The sequence below is a fragment of the Flagellimonas olearia genome, from assembly GCF_009184425.1.
Lineage (GTDB): Bacteria > Bacteroidota > Bacteroidia > Flavobacteriales > Flavobacteriaceae > Flagellimonas > Flagellimonas olearia.
Genome location: NZ_WELG01000001.1, coordinates 574,552 through 600,719 on the forward strand (window position 1 = coordinate 574,552; position 26,168 = coordinate 600,719).

General features: G+C 40.7%; 27 protein-coding genes. 8 read left to right on the plus strand and 19 right to left on the minus strand.

Features of this window, described 5'->3' with window-relative positions:
- Positions 1 to 10: 10 nt before the first annotated feature.
- The 14 genes from F8C76_RS02320 to F8C76_RS02385 all read right to left on the minus strand — a co-directional run bounded on the left by F8C76_RS02320 (position 11) and on the right by F8C76_RS02385 (position 9,245).
- Complete coding sequence (locus tag F8C76_RS02320) at positions 11 to 295, minus strand: hypothetical protein (protein ID WP_152130297.1); 285 nt, start codon at positions 293 to 295, stop codon at positions 11 to 13.
- 109 nt (positions 296 to 404) lie between these two features.
- Entirely contained in the window at positions 405 to 1,106 is a 702-nt protein-coding gene (locus F8C76_RS02325; RefSeq protein WP_152130298.1) for an alpha/beta fold hydrolase, read from the minus strand.
- A 151-nt stretch (positions 1,107 to 1,257) separates the two neighbouring features.
- Positions 1,258 to 1,710, minus strand: a complete 453-nt coding sequence (locus F8C76_RS02330) for a DUF1569 domain-containing protein (RefSeq protein ID WP_152130299.1) — start codon at positions 1,708 to 1,710, stop codon at positions 1,258 to 1,260.
- 211 nt (positions 1,711 to 1,921) lie between these two features.
- Entirely contained in the window at positions 1,922 to 2,335 is a 414-nt protein-coding gene (locus tag F8C76_RS02335; protein WP_152130300.1) for an SRPBCC family protein, read from the minus strand.
- Between the two features lie 48 nt (positions 2,336 to 2,383).
- Positions 2,384 to 2,995 (minus strand): YdeI/OmpD-associated family protein, encoded by a 612-nt coding sequence (locus F8C76_RS02340; protein WP_152130301.1) that lies wholly within the window; start codon positions 2,993 to 2,995, stop codon positions 2,384 to 2,386.
- Between the two features lie 156 nt (positions 2,996 to 3,151).
- Entirely contained in the window at positions 3,152 to 3,526 is a 375-nt protein-coding gene (locus tag F8C76_RS02345) for a DoxX family protein (RefSeq protein WP_152130302.1), read from the minus strand.
- Between the two features lie 203 nt (positions 3,527 to 3,729).
- On the minus strand, positions 3,730 to 4,818 hold the full coding sequence (locus F8C76_RS02350; protein WP_152130303.1) for an adenylate/guanylate cyclase domain-containing protein: 1,089 nt from the start codon (positions 4,816 to 4,818) through the stop codon (positions 3,730 to 3,732).
- Between the two features lie 192 nt (positions 4,819 to 5,010).
- A complete protein-coding gene (gene arr / locus F8C76_RS02355) occupies positions 5,011 to 5,460 on the minus strand; it encodes an NAD(+)--rifampin ADP-ribosyltransferase (protein WP_152130304.1) in 450 nt (149 codons plus the stop codon).
- A gap of 2 nt (positions 5,461 to 5,462) precedes the next feature.
- Positions 5,463 to 5,894, minus strand: coding sequence for an SRPBCC family protein (locus tag F8C76_RS02360; protein WP_152130305.1), 432 nt, complete (start codon positions 5,892 to 5,894; stop codon positions 5,463 to 5,465).
- Between the two features lie 20 nt (positions 5,895 to 5,914).
- Complete coding sequence (locus F8C76_RS02365; protein WP_152130306.1) at positions 5,915 to 6,643, minus strand: NAD-dependent epimerase/dehydratase family protein; 729 nt, start codon at positions 6,641 to 6,643, stop codon at positions 5,915 to 5,917.
- A 6-nt stretch (positions 6,644 to 6,649) separates the two neighbouring features.
- Positions 6,650 to 7,006 carry a nuclear transport factor 2 family protein gene (locus tag F8C76_RS02370; protein WP_152130307.1) on the minus strand — a complete coding sequence of 119 codons (357 nt, stop codon included), beginning with the start codon at positions 7,004 to 7,006 and terminating at the stop codon, positions 6,650 to 6,652.
- Between the two features lie 499 nt (positions 7,007 to 7,505).
- Positions 7,506 to 7,877 (minus strand): SRPBCC domain-containing protein, encoded by a 372-nt coding sequence (locus F8C76_RS02375; RefSeq protein WP_249042339.1) that lies wholly within the window; start codon positions 7,875 to 7,877, stop codon positions 7,506 to 7,508.
- Positions 7,878 to 7,885: 8 nt separating this feature from the next.
- Positions 7,886 to 8,761 carry an alpha/beta fold hydrolase gene (locus tag F8C76_RS02380; RefSeq protein WP_211372106.1) on the minus strand — a complete coding sequence of 292 codons (876 nt, stop codon included), beginning with the start codon at positions 8,759 to 8,761 and terminating at the stop codon, positions 7,886 to 7,888.
- 70 nt (positions 8,762 to 8,831) lie between these two features.
- Entirely contained in the window at positions 8,832 to 9,245 is a 414-nt protein-coding gene (locus F8C76_RS02385; RefSeq protein ID WP_152130308.1) for a VOC family protein, read from the minus strand.
- 111 nt (positions 9,246 to 9,356) lie between these two features.
- On the opposite strand from F8C76_RS02385, the gene F8C76_RS02390 reads away from it, so the two are divergent.
- Both F8C76_RS02390 and F8C76_RS02395 read left to right on the plus strand, forming a co-directional pair.
- Positions 9,357 to 10,328 (plus strand): GlxA family transcriptional regulator, encoded by a 972-nt coding sequence (locus tag F8C76_RS02390; RefSeq protein ID WP_152130309.1) that lies wholly within the window; start codon positions 9,357 to 9,359, stop codon positions 10,326 to 10,328.
- Positions 10,329 to 10,371: 43 nt separating this feature from the next.
- A complete protein-coding gene (locus F8C76_RS02395) occupies positions 10,372 to 11,208 on the plus strand; it encodes a helix-turn-helix domain-containing protein (RefSeq protein WP_152130310.1) in 837 nt (278 codons plus the stop codon).
- A 72-nt stretch (positions 11,209 to 11,280) separates the two neighbouring features.
- Here F8C76_RS02395 and F8C76_RS19060 read toward each other — a convergent pair whose 3' ends face one another.
- The 5 genes from F8C76_RS19060 to F8C76_RS02415 form a co-directional block, all read right to left on the minus strand.
- Complete coding sequence (locus F8C76_RS19060; RefSeq protein WP_170283954.1) at positions 11,281 to 11,694, minus strand: DoxX family protein; 414 nt, start codon at positions 11,692 to 11,694, stop codon at positions 11,281 to 11,283.
- 16 nt (positions 11,695 to 11,710) lie between these two features.
- Complete coding sequence (locus F8C76_RS02405) at positions 11,711 to 12,970, minus strand: amidohydrolase family protein (protein ID WP_152130311.1); 1,260 nt, start codon at positions 12,968 to 12,970, stop codon at positions 11,711 to 11,713.
- Between the two features lie 17 nt (positions 12,971 to 12,987).
- Complete coding sequence (locus F8C76_RS18995) at positions 12,988 to 13,113, minus strand: hypothetical protein (protein ID WP_283016251.1); 126 nt, start codon at positions 13,111 to 13,113, stop codon at positions 12,988 to 12,990.
- Between the two features lie 357 nt (positions 13,114 to 13,470).
- The gene (locus F8C76_RS02410; RefSeq protein WP_152130312.1) at positions 13,471 to 14,277 is read right to left on the minus strand and encodes a helix-turn-helix domain-containing protein; all 807 of its coding nucleotides are present in this window, start codon (positions 14,275 to 14,277) and stop codon (positions 13,471 to 13,473) included.
- A gap of 596 nt (positions 14,278 to 14,873) precedes the next feature.
- The gene (locus tag F8C76_RS02415) at positions 14,874 to 15,950 is read right to left on the minus strand and encodes a LacI family DNA-binding transcriptional regulator (protein ID WP_152130313.1); all 1,077 of its coding nucleotides are present in this window, start codon (positions 15,948 to 15,950) and stop codon (positions 14,874 to 14,876) included.
- Between the two features lie 248 nt (positions 15,951 to 16,198).
- Here F8C76_RS02415 and F8C76_RS02420 point away from each other — a divergent pair, with 248 nt between their 5' ends.
- The 6 genes from F8C76_RS02420 to F8C76_RS02445 all read left to right on the plus strand — a co-directional run bounded on the left by F8C76_RS02420 (position 16,199) and on the right by F8C76_RS02445 (position 26,159).
- The gene (locus F8C76_RS02420) at positions 16,199 to 17,023 is read left to right on the plus strand and encodes an SDR family oxidoreductase (RefSeq protein WP_152130314.1); all 825 of its coding nucleotides are present in this window, start codon (positions 16,199 to 16,201) and stop codon (positions 17,021 to 17,023) included.
- Between the two features lie 188 nt (positions 17,024 to 17,211).
- Positions 17,212 to 17,796, plus strand: coding sequence for an RNA polymerase sigma-70 factor (locus F8C76_RS02425; protein WP_152130315.1), 585 nt, complete (start codon positions 17,212 to 17,214; stop codon positions 17,794 to 17,796).
- A 124-nt stretch (positions 17,797 to 17,920) separates the two neighbouring features.
- Entirely contained in the window at positions 17,921 to 19,084 is a 1,164-nt protein-coding gene (locus F8C76_RS02430) for a FecR family protein (protein ID WP_152130316.1), read from the plus strand.
- A gap of 267 nt (positions 19,085 to 19,351) precedes the next feature.
- The gene (locus tag F8C76_RS02435) at positions 19,352 to 22,669 is read left to right on the plus strand and encodes a SusC/RagA family TonB-linked outer membrane protein (RefSeq protein ID WP_211372107.1); all 3,318 of its coding nucleotides are present in this window, start codon (positions 19,352 to 19,354) and stop codon (positions 22,667 to 22,669) included.
- Between the two features lie 17 nt (positions 22,670 to 22,686).
- Entirely contained in the window at positions 22,687 to 24,375 is a 1,689-nt protein-coding gene (locus F8C76_RS02440) for a RagB/SusD family nutrient uptake outer membrane protein (RefSeq protein ID WP_152130318.1), read from the plus strand.
- A gap of 92 nt (positions 24,376 to 24,467) precedes the next feature.
- Positions 24,468 to 26,159: a sulfatase-like hydrolase/transferase gene (locus tag F8C76_RS02445; protein ID WP_170283956.1), complete on the plus strand. Its 1,692-nt coding sequence runs from the start codon at positions 24,468 to 24,470 to the stop codon at positions 26,157 to 26,159.
- Positions 26,160 to 26,168 lie beyond the last annotated feature (9 nt).

The window sequence follows — 26,168 nt, forward strand, 5'->3', positions numbered from 1 at the left end:
CTCCCAAAGGTTAAGCCAATGCTCGATGTTTGGTCGACTTGTTGGGGGCCAATCCATGTAAACCAATGGTGTTTGGCAATGGGTGGTCAAAATAACCATGCTCACCCAAACCAGAACAGTAATGTTCCAAAAGTACCATTTTGCGCTGCACGTTTTTGTTGCTGTACGTTTGTGTGAGCCTTTCACATCGTTTATCGGTCAAAATCTTGGAAACGGTCACATGCCATTTGTTGGTCGGATTTTCGGGCACTTTTTTCCAGTCCACATCAGTCATGACAGCCGTCATATCAATCATTGGCGATCTTGATTAAGATATTGACCAGTTCTTTTGGTCTGCTAAAAAAAGGGGAGTGGCTGGCTTTCATTTTATAGACTTCTTTACAAGGCGTTTCACGGTACATCATTTATTGCAACTCAGGCGTAATGGCCCTGTCTTCCGTACATTCGATATAATATCTGGGGACGCTTCCGTAGTTTTTACCTGAAATTGAAATCTTGGCGGTTGCAGTTTGTCTAGGTTCCGGGCCCAATATGATTTTGGCCATTTCGGTGATTTCATCGGTACAATCATGGTATAGCCCTTTTTTATATATCCTTGGGAGCAACATGGATGAATTGGTCAGGGAGTCATAGATGATATGGGGGCCTAAAATCTCATTCTTATCCAGTTTGAAATAATCTACCGCAGACGTTCCATCTTTGCCCAAAACCGCGGCCAAGTAAACCAGTTTTTCAATTTTTTCAGGGCGGTTTTCGGCTATTTGTGAAATCAACACACCATTTTTACTATGTCCAACCAAAACCACCTTTCCTTTTATTTGATCAATTACTTCACAAAGCAATTTCACGGTTTTATCGAATCGGACATCTTCCACAGGAGTTTTGTCCCTGCCCATTGCCGGCAGATCTGGAGCAATTACCCTATGGCCCATTTTCTCCAACAAAGGGGTTACCTTATACCAGTTCCAGGCGCTGTGCCATGACCCGTGTATGAGAACAAATGTTTTCCTTTTAAGCGTATCGTCCTTGCTTTCGGGTAGACCGGCCGATGAAAAAAAAACCGTGGCCAACAATAAGCACGATCCCAAGATTCCTTTTAATCGCATATTGGATGTTTTGTTATTATGGGGTAAAGGTAAGAGCGGGACAAACTCCAGAAAACCCGAATCTTGCTGTACTGGCTGAAAGTTGAACAAACCGGAATGTTATGTCGTTTCCAAGCCACTCCTTTTCCCTTCTTGTTTTTTTGACTTGTCCTTAAACCCCAAACTGTCTAAAATGATGGTCTAAATGCTTATAGGTCAATGTCAACCATTGCTCAGAGGTCATATTACCAAAGAATGGGTGCAACCTGCCTTCAAATTCAGACTTGTGATTGGATTTTAGTTTGATGATGGTGACTATGAATCTTGCTTTTTCAGTATCAAAATCCCTGTCATCATCAATAACTGAACCCTCGTCCGCCTCGATTCCTGTTGGCATGGGGGTATCATCTTTTACGATTTCAAAAAGCATCTGTTTTCTGGTTTTTTCATCTAGATCTACCATGATGATTTCCTTTTCCCCCAAGGCTTCCTTGGTTACTTCACAGCAATGGGCCAACATTTGGCTGCAGGTCATTTTGCCCCATTTGGGTAGGGTATTCCCATTAAGGACATTTAACCGGTTAAGAAACTGCTCTGCCATCCGTTTAGAGAAAAAGCTGTCCATGCACAAATGAAATTAATTGCTATCCGTTTTTGTTTCCATTACATAAGACCGGATCTCCACATATCCACCAGGTAATATCTTCGCTGACATGGTCGATAATGAACTTGACATTGCCTTTTGCAAAGGCGGTGTTAGATTCTTTTATGAAAACCTGCCGGGGAGAATTGCCGCAATCTTTCGGTATCGTGATATTGGTCATTGAATTATCGGTTTACTTCTCCACATGTTTTTTAAAATTGTCGATGATGGCCTGCCATCCATTTTTTTGCATTTCAATCGAATTTTGGTTCTCTGCTTCAAAAGTGGTCGTGATCTTGGTCTTGCCATCCATATCTTCAAAAAGGGTCAAGGCCTTCCTACCGTCAGTCATGGTGTAGGCAATTTTTTCATTTTCGACAACTTCGTCGTAGGTGGCCTCAAAATCGAACCCGAAACTACCGTCCTTGGCCTCCATTCTTGATTTTAGCGTTCCGCCGCTCCTTAAATCGTTCTCCGCCTTTGGGCAGTGCCAGGAGTCATCGGCAAAGTTCCATTGGACAATATGCTCCGGTCTGTTCCAATAGTCCCAGACCTTTTTCTTGGTAGCAGCGATAGTACTGCTTACGGTAATTTTGATTGCTTCCATTTTTCTTATTTGTATTTATGGTGATGTTCGTTTTTTGATCGAATGGACTTATTTTTTATATTGCCAAAACCTATCCTTTCCTTCGGAAATCCATTCCAGGGATTGTTTTATTCGCTGTTGTCGGGTCCCTTCGGTTTTAGCGCCTGTTATCCAGACTAGATAGTTCTTTCGAAACGAAGGGGATTTTGATTCAAAAACTTCTTTGGCCTTTGGATTGGCCTCCAATTCCTTGACAAAATAATCGGGGACCTCAATGATTTTGGTTTTTTCAGACTTTTTTGGGTTGATTTTTATTCCTTTTTCGTTAAGGGTCATCGCCTCTTTCAGCATGGCCCTGAACTCCTTTTCAGGGGGTAACCCTGAAATAGCGGTGATTTTGCCCAAAAAGCGTTGGATAGGTTTTTGGCCCTTACTTTCCTTCAGTCTGGGGTCGTTCATCAATTCCGCTTTTATAAAGGTGAATGAACAATGGTTCTTGTAGGATGCCATCACGCACATAAAATCCCCTTTGTAGTCAAAATGGGGGATGCCCCATTTAATCGCTTCCTCCACATCGGGGCAAGTTGTGTGAACGAGTTGACGCCAATGTTCTAAAATGGGTTTTGCAAAATCTTCCGATGCGGCGATATAGTCATCAACTTTTGGGTTAAATAATGCCATTCCAATTATGGTTTTAATAGAGGTTTGTACTTTATTCGGTCATCGTATACCATTTAGGGATAGCGGACAAGCCTTTTAAGTTTGATATAGCCTTGTGTCACTATCCCATCAATGTGGGCACTTTCCGTATTCTGTGAAATCGTTTTATGGCCTGGTTTAGACGCTGACCTTGATTCTGCGATTGTATATATACGAAACGGCAAGAATTGCGCCGATTACGATGGGCATTGCCATATAGCCAATGTTCTTGTCCACTGCTGCATGGCTGATAAAGGCAAATATCAAGTTGAACGTCAAGCCTGCATATGCCCACTCCTTGATCGTAGGATGGAGCTTGGGTATGACCAAGGCCGTTGCACCCAGTACCTTACATATAATAAGGGCATAAGCGAAGTAGTCAGGATAGCCCAACGGTTCGGTTCCTGCCGTGGCGTATTCCGGGGCGAACAATAGGGTGCTCAACGGCATTAGTCCTTCAAAAAGGAAAATGATCACGGTAGCTACCCAAAAGATGATTTTTACTTTTTTCATGATAGATTGTTTTGATAGGTTATGGTATGTTGTTTTTATAAACTATAAAAATTCAAAATTCGAATCGTTCGACATAGAACAAATCGGACACGATTCTTATAGTTCCGTTGTTGCTTAAATCAAAATTAGGGCCCTATCTTTTAAAAAGGAGGTGTGAAAACGGCGGTTGAAGGGGTTCATTGCGCCATAGTGCGTTTACGGCCTTAAAACATTGAAAGCGAATGGATGGAAATTTCTTTGGCCTTTCCCTTTAGGTATACGCTGCCCAACAATCGACTTCGGTATTCCTGGGTTAAGTCCAATATCGATAACAAGTCGGAACTTATCAAAATCTCTTCTTTAAGTTCACTGCACTTTCCCAAGATACGGGCGGTTGTGTTCAGAACATCCCCGGAATAGGTGATGTCTCTCTTGACAATGCCCACTTCACCAGCAACCACGTTCCCAGAGTGGAAACCTGCCTTAAAGGAAGGTACTTCCCCATAGCGTTCCCGATAGTAGTTGCTCTTTAGGGCCATAACTTCCTTTATTTCAAAAAAACACTTGAGACAATGCTGGGCTTCTGTTCCTTCCTTGTAATCCCAGGCCACCACTACTTCATCACCCACATATTGGTAAATATTTCCTTTGCTGTCGATGATGGGATCAGTGATATCCGCAAAGAAATCCTTCAACAAACTATGGTATCTTTCGTTGCCCAATGTTTCGGCTAGTGTAGTGGAATCGTCCAAGTCTAGGAACATAAAAATCCGTTTTTCTTCTTTAGGGGTATTGTAGCGTCCTCGTAGGATATTCCAAAAAGTACGATGTCCAAATTTGCTGTTGATTTGCAACATAAGTTGTGTGAATTCTACAATAAAGGCCCAGACCAAGGCATTTTTAAGTGGATAGGGGTCCGTAACAAAATCCCAGAAAGCTTTATGTGTTTCGGGATGCGAAAGTGGTTTTGCCGTTTGTCTGGGGACAATGACCATTCCCATGACCAAGGTTATGAACAGAACGATCAGGATAAAACTTACCGCTACAAATAGCAGGGTATGCCCATACGGTCTGTCCCTAAACTTTTCGTTCACATAAAATACCAAAAGGCTACCACCCAAGAGTGCTCCTATAAACCCGGGCACCATGTTTCTGACAACGGAGTTCCAGAAGGAATAGGCTGTAGATGGCCCCAAAGAATAGTATGTGTGCAGTTGTAGATGATCGTAGATGGCAATCACAAAGCCAAAAAACAACCATAGGAGCATAAGTATGCCCAATTGCCTAAATTTTATTTGGGTAGCCGTTTTCATTGTTCTAATACTTTACACGCATTTTCCAAAGTGCCATAATTGACAATGGAAGAATTTAATGGTATCCCTTCCAGTACCGGGATGTGATTTCCCAATTTGTTCAAGCTTGCACCGATAAAAGAGGGGCCGGATGAACATGACGGGGTCGAAGGACTTTATTCTTCGCCTTTAAGAGGTTCCTATGTCCGATTTTTATTTGTTGTCATTAAGGGAATCAATGCCTTTTTCTTTTAATGCGACCAAATGTTCCTTCATTTTCTGCACTTGTTCCTTTGGATGCCCTTGCCATTTAATTACTTCTCCCACCACTAAAAATGGCTCAATGGAACGATAGGACATGGTAGGGTTACCTGGAAATTTCCGATCGGTTAAATCGGGGTCGTTTTCAATCGGTCCCGTTGGCTCCACTAAATATATTCTTTCACGACCATTGCCCACTGCCAGTTCCGCCCCCCAAATCGCTGCATCCAATGTAGCCGACAAAAAAATGAACTTTGCTTTCTTTTGGTCTCCATAGTTCGAGTTGTAACCGACCTCAATTAAGTCCCCTAATCCCAATTCGGCTTTTGTTCCATGAAAGTAGGTTTGTTGAAAGGGACGATGGACTGTTGGGGATACTATTTTATTCGATATTGACGCCATTTTCACTGTTTTGGTTCCACTATTTTCTTGAGTCCATCCACTACGACAGCCCAGTTCTTTTCGGAATCTTTTTTCTTTGTTTCATCATAATTGGATTGTGTAATGGTAAGTGCTGTTCCTGCTATGATTTTGGTCACCTCATAGGTTACGACCAGATAATTTTCTGGTTTGTCTTCCAATCCGGCCCAACTGCTCAAATAGCTGTAACTTAGTTTTTCATTTGGAATGAATTCCAAGACCACTCCCGTATCCTTATAGGTAGTGCCCTCATATTCCCCGGTCCAAACAATGGGTCTCCCTATTTTCCAATCCGTGGTTTGTTCTGAACCAAAAAAGTATAGTTCAATGATTTCAGCCTGTGTCAAGGCTTCCCAAACTTTTTCAATGGGAGCCTTCACTGTCGTACGGTATACTGATATATGGTCTTGTTGCATGGGGTATGGGATTTAATTTTTCAAACCTCTGATCGAAACAATTTAAATGCATCTGCTTTGGGTGCATATCCAAGTTTTGCGATTGTCTCGGTAATATCAAGCCTTTTATACCTATTATCGGAAATGGCATTGAAAACTTCATATTTTAAGTTATTCTCGGCAATACACAACCTTAAAAGGTGGTTGAAGTCATCCGGGTGTAGGAATGCACTCAAATCCCTTTTGCTCATTTCGGTATGGTCCTCAGGGAATTCGTAGGCACCTATACGCAAACAAATGACATTGATATGTTTATTATACGCGTAGTAAGCCCCTAACGCCTCTCCAAAGCACTTTGACACGCCATATACGTTCTTTGGTCTTACCAAAATACCTGTTGTTGCCTGAACATCTTCAGGATAACTTTCAATGACCTGGGCACTACTTGCAAAAATTAGTTTCTTGCAATTGCAATCGACTGCTGCTTTAAATAGGTTTCTGGTGGTTGTAATGTTTACATCCAAAATTTTATCTGATTCGGAAAACGGGTCAACTATTCCGGCAAGATGTACAATGGTATGTACCCCTTGGCAGACTTTGATGCATGCATTGTAATTTTCCAAATCAGCTTCAATCATCTCCACACTCTTGGGAAAATGGACGGAATCCGTGCGGACATCAACTGCCCGTATTTGGAAGTCTTTATGGCAATTCTTTATAAAGTAGCTTGCTATTTTACCAGAACCACCGGTAATTAGTACCGTATCCACTTTTAATTATGCTTCTTTGGACTGTTCAAAAACCATATAACTTTTTATCTCCTTTACTTTCCCATTTTCCAACATGTATACGTCGGCGAAAAAACTTTTCTTTAAAGATCCATCCCCATGTCTGGCCGTGACCACACCTGTACCCACCACTTTATTGCCTTCCTCTATGAACTCACCGATCTCACTGGAAATCATTTGTGGTACATTTTGGTAGAATTCGCGAATGGCATCTTTGCCAGGTTTTAAATTGAAGAAGCCAGGCCAGCCCATTTTGATGTCATCGGCCATGAAGGACAAAGCCTTGTCAACATTATGTTTTAAGAAGGCCTCGATAACTTGCTTCACTATTTCTTTATTATTCATGTTGCTGGAATTTATACTGCTCATTATTTATGTTTGGTAATTCGGTATTTTGATTTTGTGCAAATTGCCATTTGATGTGGATTGATATGTCCGGTTCACCGGTGTTATGTTGCCAATCGAATCGCCTATCGCGTATTTTCTTTGTACAAATGATTGTTCCAATGAATCCCCAATTGCCTTATGTATAACAGTACGCTTCCATGGACAATTTGTCAGCGTAAACCAACCCTTGGGAAATTCCATGAATTCCTTTCGTGGTCCTTGGACAATGCCAAAATGCCATGACCAAAAAATGGGTCGGACCGATTCCTTTTAACATCAATGGAATTCGAAGTTTTAAATTTCGCGTTATATAATGTTTTGTAATAGAACAAATCGGACACCTGGATTTAAACCATTTTATGCATCGGGAATTTTGGTTCCCACCAGATCCTTTCGTTTATCCAAAGACTCCTGCCAACCCAAATAGCACATCTCAATGGGTATTGCATTGGGATGCCTATAGTTCCGTACCGTAAGGGACTTTGTTTAATTGAATGCTTGTGGTCATTTCTCCCGAAAGGTTTGGATCATCAAACCTGCTGCTATATCGAATCAACTCATTGGGCTTGATTTCCAGGTAGCTACCACCAAACGAATGGCTCTTGTCCGTTGAAAAATTGGTGAAGGACATTTTATAGGTTCCCTCCTTACGAAAGTCCATGTGGTGCATCTTGCCCAAAAAGCCGTAAGGCGGTATCCATGGCGCATATGCATTTGGACTTGAAAAGGCCTTGAATATTCTCTCGGGAGTAGTTGTCAATACACGATGTAAGGTCACTGTGTTGTTTGTCATGGAATTTATCCCTGCTTGGTGTTCTTTCCTGGCCATAGTACATTTTAAAAAGTGGGTGGTGCCGAATTCAGGTCAGAATCGAGAAAATCCGAAATCATCGGGATAAGCACATCCATTTTTTGCATCATCCCGATATGGGTAGTTCCGGGTATAATGGCGAGACGTGACTCGGGTAAACCGTGTATATCACCCATTTTTCCTCCTCCCTTAGCGCGGAATAGGTCAAGGGCATGCTCGTACCGTACCCCGTCTGCATCTCCAATGATTATAAAAATTGGTGCTTTGATGCCCATTGCCTCTTTTGTCCAATCATAAGGTTCTAAATCTATGCTTATTACTTTTTTTATATAATCAGGGAATTTGGCGGGATCGTTTCCATAACTGAGATACTGTTCCTCTATGGGTGTATTTTTAAACATATCCGCTGTCATTGTCGGATATAAAGCCTCTACATCGGGCCACCAGCCATCGTGCGCATAAGTGCCTGATAATACAACAAGCCTGCGAACCTGTTCGGGATGGCGTATGGTCATTTGGTAGGCTACCCCTCCACCCATACTATACCCCAAAACATCGGCCTTTTCGATATTGAGATATTTGAGCAGGCCGGATACGTCATCCGCCATGTTTTCATAGCTAAACTGTCGGTCAGTATCCTTGGTGCGACCATGACCCTGCATTTCCACTGCAACTACCTTTCGGTCTTTTGATAGGACTGGAATGACCTCGGACCAATTCGAGGGTATGTTCATATAGGAACCATGTACCAACACCAGTGGTTTGCCGTTTCCATAGACCTCATAATATAGTTGAAGTCCGTTTACCGAGGCATAGCCAGATTCTGTTGGTTCAATCTTATCTTGGGCCCTGCCAAGAAATGTCATAAAAATTATGAGCATGGATAACAATGTGTGTTTCATGATTTTTGCTTTGTTATATTTATTTTTCTGTTTTTACTTTTTTCGAATGGATTGAAAACGACAAGAAATTTTATTCTTCCCTACGTTTACAATGGAACAGCCAATGGTGTCCATATTTGTCTGTCAATTCCCCTGAAAGTCCCCCCCAATGATTTTTTTTTAAGGGATGGATAGGGGAGCCCCCTTTCTCCAAATTCTTATAATATTTTTTGATTATATACTCGTCTTCACTCTCAACCAAAATGGAAACAGTATTGCCGTTTACTAAATCTTCGTCCCGTAAATCGGTTCCCATTAAAAGGATATTGCCCTTTTTTAGACTTGCATTTACCACAAGGTTTTTTAAATCATCAGGGAACTTTTCACCCTCCGGGGTTTCCGATATGGTTTGCACGTCCAGTTCTCCGCCGATACAACCCCTATAAAACTCCATGGCTTCCCTACAATTGCCGTTAAACGTCAGATATGTAATGATTTGATACATCCCCCTGATTTTGTCCTATACAAAGTTGATAAGAAACTAGCTGACGCCAAGGGTGTGATAACGGCGGTTAAAGGGGTTGATTCCGCCAAACAAATTCATTAGTTTTAGAGGATGAAAACAATTTACACCTTAGTGCCCGAAACGGCAGTTGCCGAAGGGGTTACCGGACCACGCTATCTATTTACCACAGCCAATCAATTTTTGCAGTCTGTTGGTAAAGAACCCCTGTTCAATGTACAGCTTGTAGGAGAAAAGAGAAAGGTAACCGTACAGGATGGTGTTTATTCCGTTACCACTGATTTGCTGTTGAAGGAAGCCAAACAGGCAGATTTGATCATAATACCACCCATATTTGGGGATATGCGGAAGGCCGTTGAATTGAACGAAGCAACCCTACCGTGGATCGTACATCAATACAACAATGGAGCGGAAGTTGCTTCTTTATGTGTCGGTGCCTTTTTATTGGCCTCTACCGGGTTGCTAAATGGTAAAAAATGCTCGACGCATTGGGCGTACTACAATGAATTTAAAGAGCGGTTCGGGGAAGTCGAAGTTGTGGACGGTGGTGTTATTACGGAAGAAGGGGGTATCTATTCCAGTGGCGGGGCTAACTCGTTCTGGAATCTGTTGCTCTATATTTTGGAGAAGTATACGGATAGGGACATAGCGATACTTGCGTCCAAATATTTTGCTATCGATATCGATAGGGAAAGTCAAGCTGCATTTATGATGTTCACTGGTCAAAAGGACCATAGTGATGAGGAAGTGAAAAGGGCGCAGCAATACATTGAGGAAAACTATCACGAAAAGATAATAGTGGATGATTTGGCAAGAATGGTGGCCGTAAGTCGAAGGAGTTTTGAAAGACGTTTTAAACAAGCTACCGACAATACGGTCATCGAATATTTGCAACGTGTGAAAATAGAGGCCGCCAAACGCAGTTTTGAGAGCACAAGGAAGAATATTTCCGAGGTCATGTTCGATGTGGGGTATTCGGATTCCAAGGCCTTTCGTACCGTATTCAAGAAAATAACGGGACTTACCCCCATAGAATACCGAAACAAGTATAACAAGGACACATAGAAATCATACATAAGCCTTCATCAATCAAAACAACACAAATGGAATGCAAAAACAATTCTTTTATTTTCCTCATCCCTTATTGAGGAATTACATAAGATATTTTTGGGTTTATGAGCACCAAAAACCAGAGTCTTTTGAAATACCGTTAAAGATTATGGCCGACCGATTCCCAAAGTTGATCGTTCAAAACACGCAGTCGAAAGGTGGCATCAAAACAGCGGAAGGAGAAACCTTGCCTTTGTTTTTTGTTTCCGGGGTCATCACAAAACCGTTGTCTTATCGGATCAGTCGCCAGCAATCACATCTTGGCGTAAGCTTTGCCCCGGATACCTTGGGATATATGTTTGGGATAAAACCGAATGAACAGAAGGACCAGTTTGCCGATATTTCATATTTCGTACCTCGTGGTTTTATGGAAGCTTTGGGGGATGCCGGCACCGTTAAGGATAAAATTACATTGCTCACCAATTTCTTTATTGAGCAGCTTACGGCCAGAACTTTTAAGGAAAACCATGGATTGGTTCGAAATATTCTACTGAACTTTTACAAATATCGTGACTTTACCGTGAAGGCGATTGCGGATAAGAACAAGGTCTCTGAACGCAGCTTGGAACGGAACTTTAAGAGTTTTGTCGGTATTTCCCCAAAAAAGTACCTCCAGTTGTATCGGTTCGAGATGACCTACAAAAACCTCTCCTCAAATACATTTGAATCATTTGCTGAAGTAAGTTATTGCCATGGCTATGCCGACCAATCGCATTTTATCCGAAATTTCAAGAAATACTCAGGAATGTTACCTACTACATTTATTAGGGAATTGAAGAAAGAGGACGCAATGGACGTGATGATATGGAATTATATAAAACTATATAGAATGTAATTGACAAGAGTTTATGAAAACCTATTGCCAACATGGACAACATTGGCCATAAGGTCATTGGCGTGTAAAGCTTCAACGATCTTTTCTGTGCATGAATCGGTCTATTGAATATTTATCCGAACCATAGAAAAGCAAAACGATACAGCAGAACAATAAGGCCATGGCAGGGGTCATTGATTCAAGAGAATCATTGAGATGAACCATGAATAGGGCGATTATAAAATTTATTATAAGAATGAATGCGGCAAAACGAATTCTAAATCCCATTAATACCAGTAGCCCAGCAATGAATTGGGCGTAAACAGAAATAATTGCGCCAACCAGGGGGTATGGAAAATGGAACTTACCCAAAAAGTCCCGAAACACAATCATATGTTCCCAATGAAAAACGTTGTCCAATACACCTAAAATGATTCGGATACTTACAAAAAGGCGTAGTAGTACTATGCCAATATCCCTGTTCTTATCCAACCAAACTTTTAGCACGGATATATTTTAAGGATTATTTATGATAGGATGAGGATTCATAGAGTATTTGCCCTTTCTTTAAAGTATATGTTATCCTTGCCAAGGCTTCAATGTTTATCATTGGGTCTTCACTCAATAAAACAATATCCGCTTCCATTCCCGGTTCAATTTTTCCCGTTTTATCCTTGTACCCAAACCTTTTGGCAGGTGCAGTTGTAAGGGAAGTGAGAATTTCTTGAAAGTCCATTCCAGCCTGTTGCATCAATTGTAGTTCTTCTTTGGTATCATAATCTGTCATATATCCTGTATCCATTCCGAACAGAGTTTCTCCACCGGATTCATTAAAATCCTTGATCTGTTGGATTGCTGTCATTATCAAGGGATGGTTTTCTGTTTCAATGTCAAAACGTTCCAAATCCCATTTATATAGTTTAAGGGTAGGTATTACTGCCATATTATTGGAAATCATCATTTTTATCATTTCAGGACTCCAAGGTTTTCGGTCTTCGGGAGATACATGGGCAAGGATATCCACACCACAATCTATTGCCCTTTGGACACCGGCATTGTTGGTTGGATGGGCAAATACTGGTTTACCCATTTGGTGTGCCGCTTCAACACCCGCCTTTCCAATTTCCAGGGGCATGTACACAATTTTTTCACCATCTGGGGAGGCCGACCACATTTTTGTTCCGGCCGCACCTTTTGTAATCTGTTCTTGAACATGCAGTTTGGCCTGTTCGGGAGATTCCATCTCGGGCAAGGTATAGGGTTCTACATAGAATGGACTGCCCTCAGGTGGTGTAAAGGGCGCGCCGGTTGTCAATATATGGGGCCCTTTAACCTCGCCTTTGTCAACTCTACTCTTTAGGGCAAGAACATTTTCAATGGCAATGTTTGATATGTCAAATGCATAAGTGAAACCATATCGGGTCAACATCTCATTAAACTGGGTGGTCAATTGTTCCGATGGGATACTATCGGCGTTCTGCCATTTTTGTTCATGGAAGTGAATATGGTTGTTCCAAAACCCAGACGTCATAAAAAGTCCATTGCAATTTATTATTTCTGCATTGACAGGAATGTTTACTTTGCCCTTTTCTCCTACAGTTTTAATTATTCCATTGGTAATGATAACAACTCCGTTATCAATAGGTTTTGCTGATGGGGAAGGATAGATCTTTGCTCCATCCAGGACCACAATGCTATGGTTGTCAACAACAGACGCAGTTTTCTTTTTACATGAAGTGGGAAGAGCTAGAAAAACAATGATTGCGATTAATCTGAAACACATATTCTTGAATTTATATACTATGTTGCATGGTTGGATTCCATTCCTTCATTAAGCCATATGGAATAGGTGCCTTTGTCCAAATCATCAAAAAAGCCGAATGCCTGAAACCAAAACTCACGGCGAGCATTGGACGATATGTTCATCTACAGGGTAGGTATGCGAAAATTGTTGAATGAGTTCCAAACCCTATATTCCTGCATCTATGTCATTGTTCAATTTTTGCTTTTTGAGAGTTATTTCCAGACCATCCCTTTCACAATGGAACGTTATCGTAGCCTTTGAAACCATGGTTGACTTTTCCCATGGGATAACTTCAAGTGAAAATACATTACCCTATTGAACAACGGGTTATGGAACCATCATTATCACCTACCTTCCATCCGTCAAGGGATACGATCAAATCAAAAAGCTTTGTTATAACTTAAGTCTCCATGGAGAGAACCTTTACGCCAAAATACATATTTAGGGTTGGATCGAATAGAATAAATCGGACATCCAAACTACTCGGAAAGGAAGGAATTGCTTTCTTCCACCTTTCTCTGGAGGGATAGAAATTGGGTAGGGGTGAGACCAGTGAATAACTTAAATTCTCGATTAAAATGCGATTGGTCAGCGTAATTGAACTCGTATGAAATATCAATCAGTTCGTTGAAGTTGTTGGTTCTCAATTTTTGCAGGGATACTTCGAATCGACACATTCTTTTATACATCGTTGGTGTTATGCCCACAGTTTGTCTAAACCTTCGTACAAAATGCCTTTCACTGATTTGGTAATCGCTCAAGGTATCTTTGTATGGGTTTTTATAACCACTGAAAAGAAAATGTGATACGAGTTTATCAGGTTTCCTGGCTCTCTTCTGTAATTCTGCCATTATGAAATCGCTCAAAAGCCTTATTTTTTCATGGTACGTTTTGGCATAGACTACTTTTAGGATAAAATCAGCAGGCCAAAAATTATGCAAATCCAAAAAGGTGTTCATGGCATAATGGGCATCGAGTCCAAAAATTTCCTTGATCGCGTGTGGGTAGAAACGAATGGCGATATGGGAATATCTTCCATGCATGATGTATTTTGCATGCTCGGATGCGACACCACATAGACTTGCAAAGGGCACTTCCTCCAAAGTATCCGCATTTTGTGTTCCACTTGTTCCATTCAGACATTGAATGACCAATCGGGGAAATTTATCCGCAAGAATATTTATGGTCTTAGTCTTCTTTATGTCCTCATAAACATCAAGAGCCCAAAAGTTTTTTATATACCCCGATAACCCATAAGGTGGTGGTATTTCGTTGTAGTATATCATATTTTATAGAGCCTATCTAGGGCCAAGGCCAATGAAATATTGTAGTTTATTTAGTAAATGACGCTTTGAACTAAACTATAGACAATCAAAGGTATTAAAAATCAATAATTCTATAATAAGGATAAATGCCCGCTACTGGATAGGTTGCACTTTGAGATCCAATTAAACCAACTATTGGGTTTGATCGATGCCGGGGCCAAGATGGTTTAATCTTGCTCATGGCCATAATTGATTTTTGAACTTAAGAATGCTGGAAGCGGCCGAAAAAAACATAAAGGGGGTAATTGCAAAATATTGAAGTTATGTATTTGGTGTTAACGGGATAGAGAGTAGTTATACTTTATGTAATAACTTGAGTTCCTTTAGTTGTTAGGTGACCACACCAGCATGTTTGCTATTCCGAACATGGGGAATGACCGTGTTGATACCCTGGTCCAGATAGATATCGGTGACCTTCATTTCAAATCCTATTTTAAAGGATTATTTTGTTTACAACAAACATGTTTATTGGAGAGCTTTAATCCAGAACAGAGACTTTGATATTGTATTACGTAAAAAGGTGGTAATTCTATTTGAATATATAAAACTAGTTCATGTTAGGAACTAACAAATATATGTGAAGGTTCATGGCTGTCATTATATATTAGATTTTCTTTTATGATAATTTGGATAGGTGAAAAGATTTTGTCCTTTGGGATTTTCTTATGTGAAAGAAAGTCAGCCATAATCTTTATAGCATAATACCCTTGATCAAATGATTTTTGGGATATCAAAAAACTTATCTTTCCTTCTTGCAGGCATTGGAGGTTATTTGTTGTGGTATCAAATCCAATGATGAACAGGCTTGCCAATTTATCTTTGGCAATCACATTGGCTAAAATGGACACACGACTGGATGGGACATATATTCCTTTGACTTCCTTGTGCTCTTCTAGGTATTTGTTCACCTGTCTCCTTACCTCGTTCAAGTCGTCCAAATTTTGAAAGATTAAATGATGGTTTTGGATGTTGTTGGATTTTGAGGTAAGATATTTCTCGAACCCTTTTATTCTTTGATAAATTGCACTGTAATTACTTATGTTCGAACGAGTTTGAATAGTAACACAAGATTGTTCCTCCCTTAGGCAAAGCCCCATAAGTTTACCTACGGCATATCCGGCATGATAAGAATCTTGGCCAATGAAAGAGATGTTGTTAAGTCCATCAATATCAATATTCAACAAAGAGTAGGGGATTGAACGTTTTTCCAACTCTTTTACCAGTTCTTTTGTTTCGGTATAGAACGTCGGTGCTATGACTACAGCATCAGGATTGGTCTTTAGCATTTTGTGGAATTGCAGTCGGTAAGTATTAGGGTCGAATTGATTGAACTTATGGATGTTTGTTTGAATACCATAACTTATAATTTCTTCTTCAGCTCGGTGTATTCCCAATGAGGGGGATTTCCAAAAGAGGTTCTGATTATCATATTTTGGGATAAGGCAAGAAATCTTATATTTTTTCCGTAACGCGAGTGTCCTGGCAATAGGATTGACTTTAAAATTATTTTCTTTGAGTATTTTTCGAATTCTTTCCTCAGTTTTCTTGGAAACACCTCCCCGATTGTGAATCACCCTGTCAACGGTCCCATCAGAAACCTTTGCCATTTTTGCGATATCCTTTATTGTAACCATAATGAATTTGAAATCAAATTACTTTGAATAAGTCAGGGGGATGTAATTGGAAATCCAATCAAGGGCCAAATTACTAATATTATCCTTTAGAACCGTGTGCCCACACTTTTTTTTATATATTTACGTGTGCGTACACGGTTCTATTTTTAATTTCTACAACTTTAAAAAAGATATTTAATTGATTACCATTAACTTAGGAAAATATAATTAAAGTTTAACCCATTTTGGAGGGAAAGAGATGATTGAGTATGAGTAAAGTGATTATTATAACAGGAGCCGGAGGTATTCTATGTGGGACGTTGGCAACCGCCTTGGCCAAAGAGGGGCATAAAGTGGCCGTTTTGGACCTGAAAGAAACAGCAGCCGCTAGAGTGGTTGACCAAATCAAGGAGATAGGAGGGCAGGCTATTGGAATAGCCTGTAATGTATTAGATAGGAAATCTCTCATAAAGGCTCGCGAAATGGTAAGGGAGCAGTTTGGTTCCTGTGACATATTAATAAATGGAGCGGGCGGAAATCATCCCAAGGGTACAACAACAAAGTCACATTTATTTATGGGGGACTTGGAGTCCAAGGAAAAATTGGTAACCTTTTTCAAGCTGGATCCAGATGGAATTGGTTTTGTGTTCAACTTGAATTTTATAGGGACGCTATTGCCCACTCAAATATTTGCCGAAGATATGGTTGGAAAAAAGGATTGTTCCATTGTGAACATATCCTCAATGAGCGCTTACCGTCCTTTGACCAAAATACCTGCTTATAGTGGAGCCAAAGCAGCGGTCACCAACTTCACGCAGTGGTTGGCGGTACATTTTGCTCCGGTGGGTATCCGGGTCAACGCATTGGCCCCTGGCTTTTTTCTTACCGATCAAAATAGGAAGTTGCTAACCCAAGATGATGGAACACTGTCCGAGAGGGGAAGAACCATATTGGATCACACTCCCCTGAACCGTTTTGGAAAACCTGAGGATTTGGTGGGGACAACATTGTGGTTGATTGGAAATGATTCGAAATTCGTCACGGGTGTTGTGGTGCCCATAGATGGGGGCGTAAGCGCATTTAGTGGAGCTTAAGAAAGAATAGAGAAGTTCGGGATCGATATAGGTAGTTCAAATTCTATAGGATTTTGTCCTCAAAGGGACTATATGGATATGCGATGGTCACTCTTCGCTGATAAGTTTGAAGTGATCGTATCGATTGTATATGCTTTAGGGGATGGCGCTAATTTTTAAATACCAACCGGTTTATCCAACTAACAGGAATGTCCAAGGAAAAGCAAATAGATAAGAGCCACTTTATTTACCTTTTGGAAAAAGGAAAGGGAATTGCTTTTGAAGCTTTGTACAGACTGTATTATGACAAGTTGGTACATATAGCCAAAGGGTATTTAATGTACCATGATGAGGCAGAGGAGGTAGTGCAAAAAGTCTTCATCAAGGTTTGGGAACGTAGAAGCAAATTGAAATCTGTTGAGAACATCAACAATTATCTTTATTCGATGACCAAGAACTCTTGTCTCGATACCTTGAAACACCAAAAAGTCAAAAACACATATATCAATACGACCATCAAAGAGACCAAATGGATGGTGAACCATCAATTCGTAATGGACGAAACTGCTTCGGCAATGATTGAAAAGGAATTGGAGAACCGGATCATGGACAGTATCGATCTATTGCCAAAAGCGTGTAAAAAGGTTTTTATCAAGAGTAGGTTTGAAGGTATGAAGAATATTGAAATTGCCAAAGAGTTGGGAATTTCAAAAAGAACGGTTGACAATCAAATCTCCAAGGCACTCAAACATATGAGACTTCAATTAAAAGATTATCTCACATCTTTTTTATAAGCGTTATTTCAACATGTATTCCTAGCGTGCTAAAACATCTTCTCTTAAGGATGGAGATGATGAATCCATAAAGAAATTCAGGAAAGTTTATTTTTTTTTGATTTTACGTAGGTATACGTTGCCTATGAATCGTCTATACTATGTGAAAGATCAAAAGATTATAGATTATTTGATGGGAAAAGCCTCCGCTGAAGAACAACTTCAAATGGAGGAATGGATTTTATCCTCTCCCCAAAACACAGCAAGGTTCAATAAACTGAAGAGCGGATATATTGCTTCAACTTTTGACAAGACTTCAAAGGAGATTGAAGTGAATCAAGGATATGAAGCTTTCTTGAAGGCCATTGATAAAACCCCTATTTTCAGTTATAGAAGGCTGAACCCGGTACTGAAATATGCTGCGGTCATTGTCTTTGTTTTGGGGTCAGGGTATTTGCTTACCTCCAGATTGTTGAATGAACGTGGGGATTTTGTTGTGCCTGAGGATGCAATTACCTTGCAGCTTGATAATGGGGATATTCGGATCGTGTCCGAGGACGGAACATCCTTGATTGTCGATTCAGAGGGCAATCTTGTAGGAAAACAGGAGGGGAAGCGGTTGATGTACGATCAGGAGGAAGGCGTAGACGAGATGGTATATAATACCCTGAAGGTTCCGTATGGCAAACGTTTCAATGTTGGTCTTTCGGATGGGACCATAGTATTCTTAAATGCAGGGTCATCATTAAGATACCCTGTAAAGTTTGTTCAGGGAAAAGAGCGAAGGGTGTATTTGAAGGGAGAGGCGTTTTTTGATGTGATCAAGGATCCAGAGCATCCATTTATAGTCGATGCTACGGGTTTGGATGTGCAAGTGTTGGGAACCAAGTTCAATGTTTCATCCTACCCGGAGGATGCTTTTGTCAATACGGTGCTTGTTGAGGGATCGGTGAATATATTTCCAAAAAACAATCGTAACGATCAAAGGAAAGGTTCCCTTTTGCATCCTGGGCAAAAGGCCCAATGGGATAGACTCAATGGGGGGATTTCCATAGAGGAAACGGATACTTATCTGTATACGGCTTGGATGAAAGGTAAGATAGTCTTCAAGCATATGCCTTTTAAGCATATCATCAAAAAACTCGAACGACATTATAACGTAGAGATCATAAACCACAATGAAACTTTAGGGGATGAGTTTTTTACGGCAAGTTTTGATGTGGAAACCATTGAAATGGTCTTTAGGACATTTCAGAAAAATTATGGTCTGAAATATAGCATTGAAGATAATAGAATAATTATTAATTAAATAAATGGGCCAATGAGAGAAAACTTTATGGAAAACTAGAAAAAATTTCACCTGTATGCCATCTCGACTCAATTGACTTGTCAAAGGTTTCGGGGGATGATATAAAAAATCGGGAAATGGTCGTAACACTTCCCGATCATAGGGTGAGATTAATTAATAACTAATTAATTACAATGTAAAAGTATGAAAAAACCAAACATGTTTGGGAAGGGAACCCCTTTTCAAATGAATTACCAACTAAAGATGAGATTAACTGCCATTTTCTTCATGATAGTTGCCTTCTTTCAAATTTATGCCAGTGATACGTATGCCCAAAAGACCAAGATCACATTAAGTTTGGATAAAGTGCCTGTTGAAGATGTGCTGAATGAGATTGAAAGACAGACCGACTTCAAGTTTTTTTATAATGACAATGATTTGGATTATAGAAAAATGGTGTCTATCAATGCGAACAAACAAAAGGTGTTTTCCATTTTGAACCACCTTTTCAAAGACACTAGAATTACCTATGAAGTCTATGAAAAGCAGATTATCCTGAAAATTGATAAATCTTTACTTCCATTGCGGAGTGAGGCAATCCCTCCCCCCGTACAATTTACAGTGACTGGAAAAGTGGTGGATGGCAATGATAGTCCTTTGCCCGGAGCCAATATTTTGGAAAAAGGAACCACCAATGGAACCGTATCGGACTTTGACGGAAATTTCTCCTTGGATGTGAAAGAGGGAAGCGCAGTTTTGGTGTTTTCCTATCTAGGCTTTCAGTCAAAGGAGGTATCCGTGGATGAACAATCGAGTTTGTCCGTAAAACTGATCGAGGATACGGCTGGATTGGATGAGGTGGTGCTTGTAGGGTATGGTTCGCAGAAAAAATCCAGTGTAACGGCCTCCGTGGTATCGGTGGATGCGGATGAAGCCAATAAAAATATTACCCATGATGCGGCTCTGTCCCTCCAGGGAAGAGCACCGGGAGTGGAAATATTGACCCAAGGAGGCATTTCAGGTGCTGAGGCCAAAGTGATTATCAGGGGGGTTGGAACTTTTGGGGAAACCGCACCTCTGTTTGTTATAGATGGGGCTTTCTCAACTTCTGGCTTGAGAGGGTTGAACCCAGCGGACATCGAGTCCATTGAAGTACTCAAGGACGGGTCCGCGGCAGCTATCTATGGATCTCGTGCGGCTAATGGTGTTGTGTTGATCACGACCAAAAAAGGAAAGAAGGGACAGGCCCGTTTTGAATTTTCCTCATCGATCAGCATGCAAACATTGTCCAAGAAATTGGATTATGCCAACGCGGATCAATGGAGGAGATTTGCCAATCAGGTTTCGGACAATGACGGAATAGCCAGAGCACCTGAAAATGATAATCCAAACCTTTCGAATGGTGTGGACGTGGATTGGCAGGACACATGGTTCAGAAGTGCCGCACCCATTTATAACAACACGATGTCCGTTTCGGGTGGAACGGAGCACACAACCTATAATGCCTCATTGGGGTATTTCAAGCAGGAAGGGATTTTAAAGTTTTCTGAATTTGAAAAATACAATGCACGTATCAACGTGGGGTTCAAAAAAGGAAGGGTAGAGTTTACTGAGAATTTGGGGTTCTCGTACTACAGGAATGATCCCAATACACACTTCAATACAGGCGGAACATCAGGTAGCGGGTATGAATTGCCAACGGTTCCCGTGAGAAATTCCGATGGTGAATTTGTGGCAGCAGGCAATGATTTCCAATTGCTGGGAATTGACCCTATTTCAAGGTTTGCACTTGCTAGCATGGATCAAAGAGTAGTGGACAATTTTGATGTCATTGGAAGTACCAGTTTGTCCTACGAACTGGTGAAAGGCTTAAAGTATAGGATTGGTTTGTCCGGCAGTTACAATTCCGAGCATAATTTTGATAGGGAGTCAGCTTATAACATTCCAGTTATTGGCGATAATTCTGTCACCGGGATTAGCGTAACAACACCTTCCATTAATGAGTCTAGGTCAATAAGTTTTGATTATACCATTGATAATCTGTTGACATATGACCAAACATTTGGTAAACATGATTTTAGTTTATTGGGAGGTTATAGTCGATTTAGGGAAAACCTGCGCACAACAGGATATACCGTTATCTTTGAGAATGCATTCGATGATCAGTTCACCACATTTGACGGTGAGGCGCAAGTGACTGGGGACGAATTCAAATCGTTGTTGGTGTCTTGGTTTGGCCGCTTGAACTATGCATTCGATGATAGATATTTACTCTCATTATCTATAAGAAGGGATAAATCCTCAAAGTTTGCCGAAGGCTTCAATATAGGCACCTTTCCATCCATATCGGCAGGTTGGAATGTGAGTAACGAAGCTTTTTTTCCTAAGGACGGTTTTATAAGCAAATTGAAGATCAGGGGTGGTTATGGTGAACTAGGAGCAAATTTTATAAAGCCGTACCAGTTTGTTTCGATAGCTAAAGGACCAATACCTGTATTGTTCGGAGATGTCCAGAACAGTTCTGCAGATAGGACATTTGGTCGTGTAATTCAATTGTTTACCGAGAATTTAACATGGGAGTCCGCACAGAGCACCAATGTTGGTATGGAGCTAGGGCTGTTAAACAATGCTTTGTCATTGACCGCGGAATACTTTAGAAAAGTGAACAAGGATGTCTTGGCCCCAGTATCCTTGCCCGCAAGTGTAGGACAGACCATTGAAATAAATACAGCAAGGGCCCCAAATATAAATTCTTCAGAAATAGAGAATAAGGGACTTGAATTCCTATTGGATTATCAAAACAGAAACAATGAATTCAAATATAATGTTTCATTTAACCTAAGCACCATTAAAAACGAAGTGCTGGCCTTGGGTGAGAATGTGACCCCAATTGTGGGTGCCCTGGTCTCCTCTAGATTTGATGACCGCCCAGGATTGACCGACACTGGGGGGCCTGTGGGAGCTCTTTATGGGTATAGGACCCAGGGATTGGACGGGAATGGAAATTTTATTTTCGAAGATGTGAATGGACGCGACGTAAATGGGGAACTTACAGGACAGCCTGATGGCCAAATTGATTTTGATGATCGGGTACAGATAGGAGATCCGTTTCCAGATTTTACCTACGGACTCAATTTTGCAGGGGAATACAAAAAATTTGATTTCAGCTTGTTCTTCCAAGGATCACAAGGGAATGATATTTTTAGTCAAATTAAATATTCCAATTACTTTGTCTATACCGGAAATGTTGTAACTGACGCATTGAATGCGTGGACACCTGCCAACACCAATACCAATATTCCAAGGGCCACTCTGGATAATAGGTCTGGTGGGAATTCACTTCCAAGTGATTTTTACATTGAAGATGGTTCCTATTTACGCCTTAAGAATATTCAAATAGGATATTCATTACCTGAAAATATTTTGGAAGGATTGAACATCAATAGTGCAAGGTTGTTTATTGGGGCGCAAAACTTATTTACCATTACCGGTTATTCTGGTTATGACCCCGAGGTGAGTTCCGATGCCCAGTTCAATAGGGGTATTGACTTTAGGGGATATCCAAATACGCGTACACTAACTCTTGGATTCAATGCTTCTTTCTAACGAATAAAATTAATAGTATGAAAATTCGAAATAATAAATATATAATCATTTTTTGCAGTATATGCTTTTTCCTAACAGCATGTAATGACGATTTTGATGAATTGGCCGTTAACCCCAATGAATTATCCCTAAATGGTTTTTTTGATACCCCGGAAGGTGTTGATCAAGCGGTAAAGGGCATATATGGATACTTGGCAACGCCCAGAAATTTGGGATCGTTGGGAAAGGGGATGTACATGCACCACAGAAGTGATGAGATGAGTTCCGGTACGAACCAAGCTGTTTCTGGACAACATAATTCTAAATTGGGCCCAAATTTATTTTCCATACAACAACCTTGGGCCTTAATGTATACTGCGGCTTTTCAGGCAACCGGGGTAATTGAAAATGCCGATGATGCCGATTATGAAGGAAACACGGAACTGAGGGATGCTTATGTAGGGGAGGCTCATTGTTTGCGCGCTTTTGTCCATTATTTTCTTCTGACGAATTTTAGAAATATTGTGGTCATTGATAAAGTACCTTCTGATGATAGTGAACTGATAAAAGGTCAAGTATCCCCGGATGAGGCATGGGATTTTATCATAAGTGATTTGATCAAGGCCAAAGAGCTTCTGCCCAATAAGGACTTTTGGGATTCTTCAAATACCGGTAGAATGACAGCTGGTGCCGCAGCAGGACTTTTGGGAAAAGTATATTTGACCAGGTCGGGTATAGAGGGCATTGATCGGTATAACGAGGCCGCTTCAGAGTTTGCCGATATTATCAATGGAGTTTACGGACCTTACGGATTGACACCAAACTACAATGATAATTTTGGCGTGGAAAACGAGAACAACGAAGAATCCGTATTGGAGTTTCAATTTGTTGGTGATGGTGATCAAAATAGGGAATTTGACCCTGGACTTGTAATATCTGGGTTGTTTTCTGATCCAGTAGGTTTTTCACCTCCTGGTTTAAGGGGTTTCGATGCCGTGGTACATGATTGGTTATATGATTTTTATGCAGCATCCATTGATAATGATGGAAGAACCGATCGTAGAATGTTCGGGACCTTGGTATTTGATGATCGGTTATTGCCCAACGGTATTCCAGATTTGAACAATGATAATGATTTTACCAATGATAGGTTGGCACTCAATGCCGGTCATACTTTCGAAGAAGTGTATTTTGAGGACGGCACCTTTGGCGGGAAGTGGCCACAAGCAGCCGCATATAAGGCGGCCAACAGAAAATGGTTGGATTGGAACCTAAATATCGAAGGAGAGTATTCAGGAAGAAATGACCGTTTCAGGGAAACGAGGGCGCATGGAGCAAATTGGCGCTTTATAAGGTATGCGGACATATTGCTGATGTATGCAGAATGTGTATTGAACGGTGCTAATGCCAGTGCTGGATCAGCTTTGGAGGCTGTGAATGTGGTAAGGGCCAGAGCGGATGTCCCCGTATTGGGAGCCCTGGATATGGATGCGTTGAGAACAGAGCGTATTCTAGAATTGTCATTGGAGGGTCATAGAGGGGTCGATTTGTTGAGGTGGGGAACCATTCAAGCTAGAATGTCATTTTTGGAAAACTCAGATCCAAACTTTAAACAATTCGATGACGGAACGTATTTTCCCTTTGAATCTCCCAAAAATTTATATCTGCCAATTCCTATCGATGAAATCCAATCGAATCCAAATATTATACAAAATGATGGATGGTAGTGGTGATTATGATTTAGCACCATTAATATCGAGTTTTCTTAATTATTTGTGATTGATTTATTAAAAAAAAATACGTACAACATATGTGTTTCGTGAAGTTTTTTTTAAAGCGGATTTTCTTTTCCAAAGAAAATATCCATAAGGGGGGGCGGGCCTATGTATTGATTTTATTTGGAATGATGCTCTTTGCTGGGTTTTTAAGTTGTGATTCCAAAAAGAATGTGGGTACTGGTATGGAAGTAATGGATGAGCGCCCAAACATTGTCTTTATTATAGCTGATGACCTTGGTTTTTCGGATATCGGCGCCTATGGGGGTGAAATACCAACTCCAAATTTGGATAAATTGGCAGATTCCGGTACAAAATACACCCAATTTTATAATAATGCGGTTTGCGTCCCGACAAGGGCATCCATATATACTGGATATTATCCGGCGGAAGGTATGAAAAGGATTGGAAGCCAAGACCCCAATGTCCATAACGTTGTGACATTGGGGGAAGGGCTTAAAAAAGCAGGTTATAATACGTCACTTACCGGGAAATGGCATATCGGGCATAAAAAACCGAATAGGCCCATTGATCGTGGTTTTGATGAATTTTATGGGATGCTTGATGGTGCCAGTAATTATTTTGACCCTTCCATGCGAGACCCGGAATTCTATCATGACGGGAGATATAGACGGTTTGCCCATAATGATAGTATGGTTACCTCCTTTCCAGAGAAGTATTATACCACAGATGCATTTACCGAACATGCTGTCGGTATGATTGAAAAGTTTTCCAAATCAAAAGCTCCCTTTTTTATCAATGTGGCCTATAATGCACCTCATTTTCCAATGCAGGCCAAAGAAGAGGATATTGAAAGGCAAGTAGGAAAATATGACCATTTGGGAAATCATAAGGAACGTTATTTGCAACTAAGGAAAGAAAGGTTCCAAAGACAATTGGAAATAGGGCTTATTGAGCCTGAATGGGGTCTTTCGGAAAAACCTGAGGGGGGTGGTTCTTGGCGTTATGACTATGATATCGATAAGTGGATACAGGGTCAGGACAGTATCAGGGAATTACGAAGGATGGAAGTGTATGCAGCAATGGTAAGTTCCATGGATACAGGCATTGGACGAATTTTGAAAGCCTTGGAAGACAATAATGTGGCGGACAATACCCTTGTCATATTTATTTCGGATAATGGTGGATGTTCAACGGTCCCCAGTCCTGATTTTAACTCAGAAAAAATGACAGAAATGAAAAAGTACAACCAATCTTTACCAGGTGGAAAGGATACGTACGAATTTTTGGGGCCAGCATGGGGTTGGGCCATAAATACACCATTTCGGAGACATAAAGCATGGGTCTATGAAGGCGGAATCGCATCACCAATGATAGTAAAATGGCCCCATAAACAAAAAGAGGGCGCAATAAACCGTGATGTTATACATGTTGTTGATTTTGCACCGACCTTGATGGATATTACCCATGGTGCCATTCCAAAAGGATGGCAGGGAAATATCATGACTCAAACCATTAAGAATGAAGTTGTCACTAACCCTGAAAGGACATACTATTGGAATATTAATGACAATAAGGCCATAAGAAAAGGGAAATGGAAATTGGTTATGGCCAATGGGAAAGACCAATGGGAACTTTATGATATGGAAGTCGACAGAACTGAAACCAATGATCTTGCGACCAGTTATTCTGAAAAAGTAGAAGAACTTAAAGGACTGTGGCAAGAGTGGGACAAGAATTACAAGGAAAGTGTCTCGGCCATAGAAAGCAGATAAATGGTATAT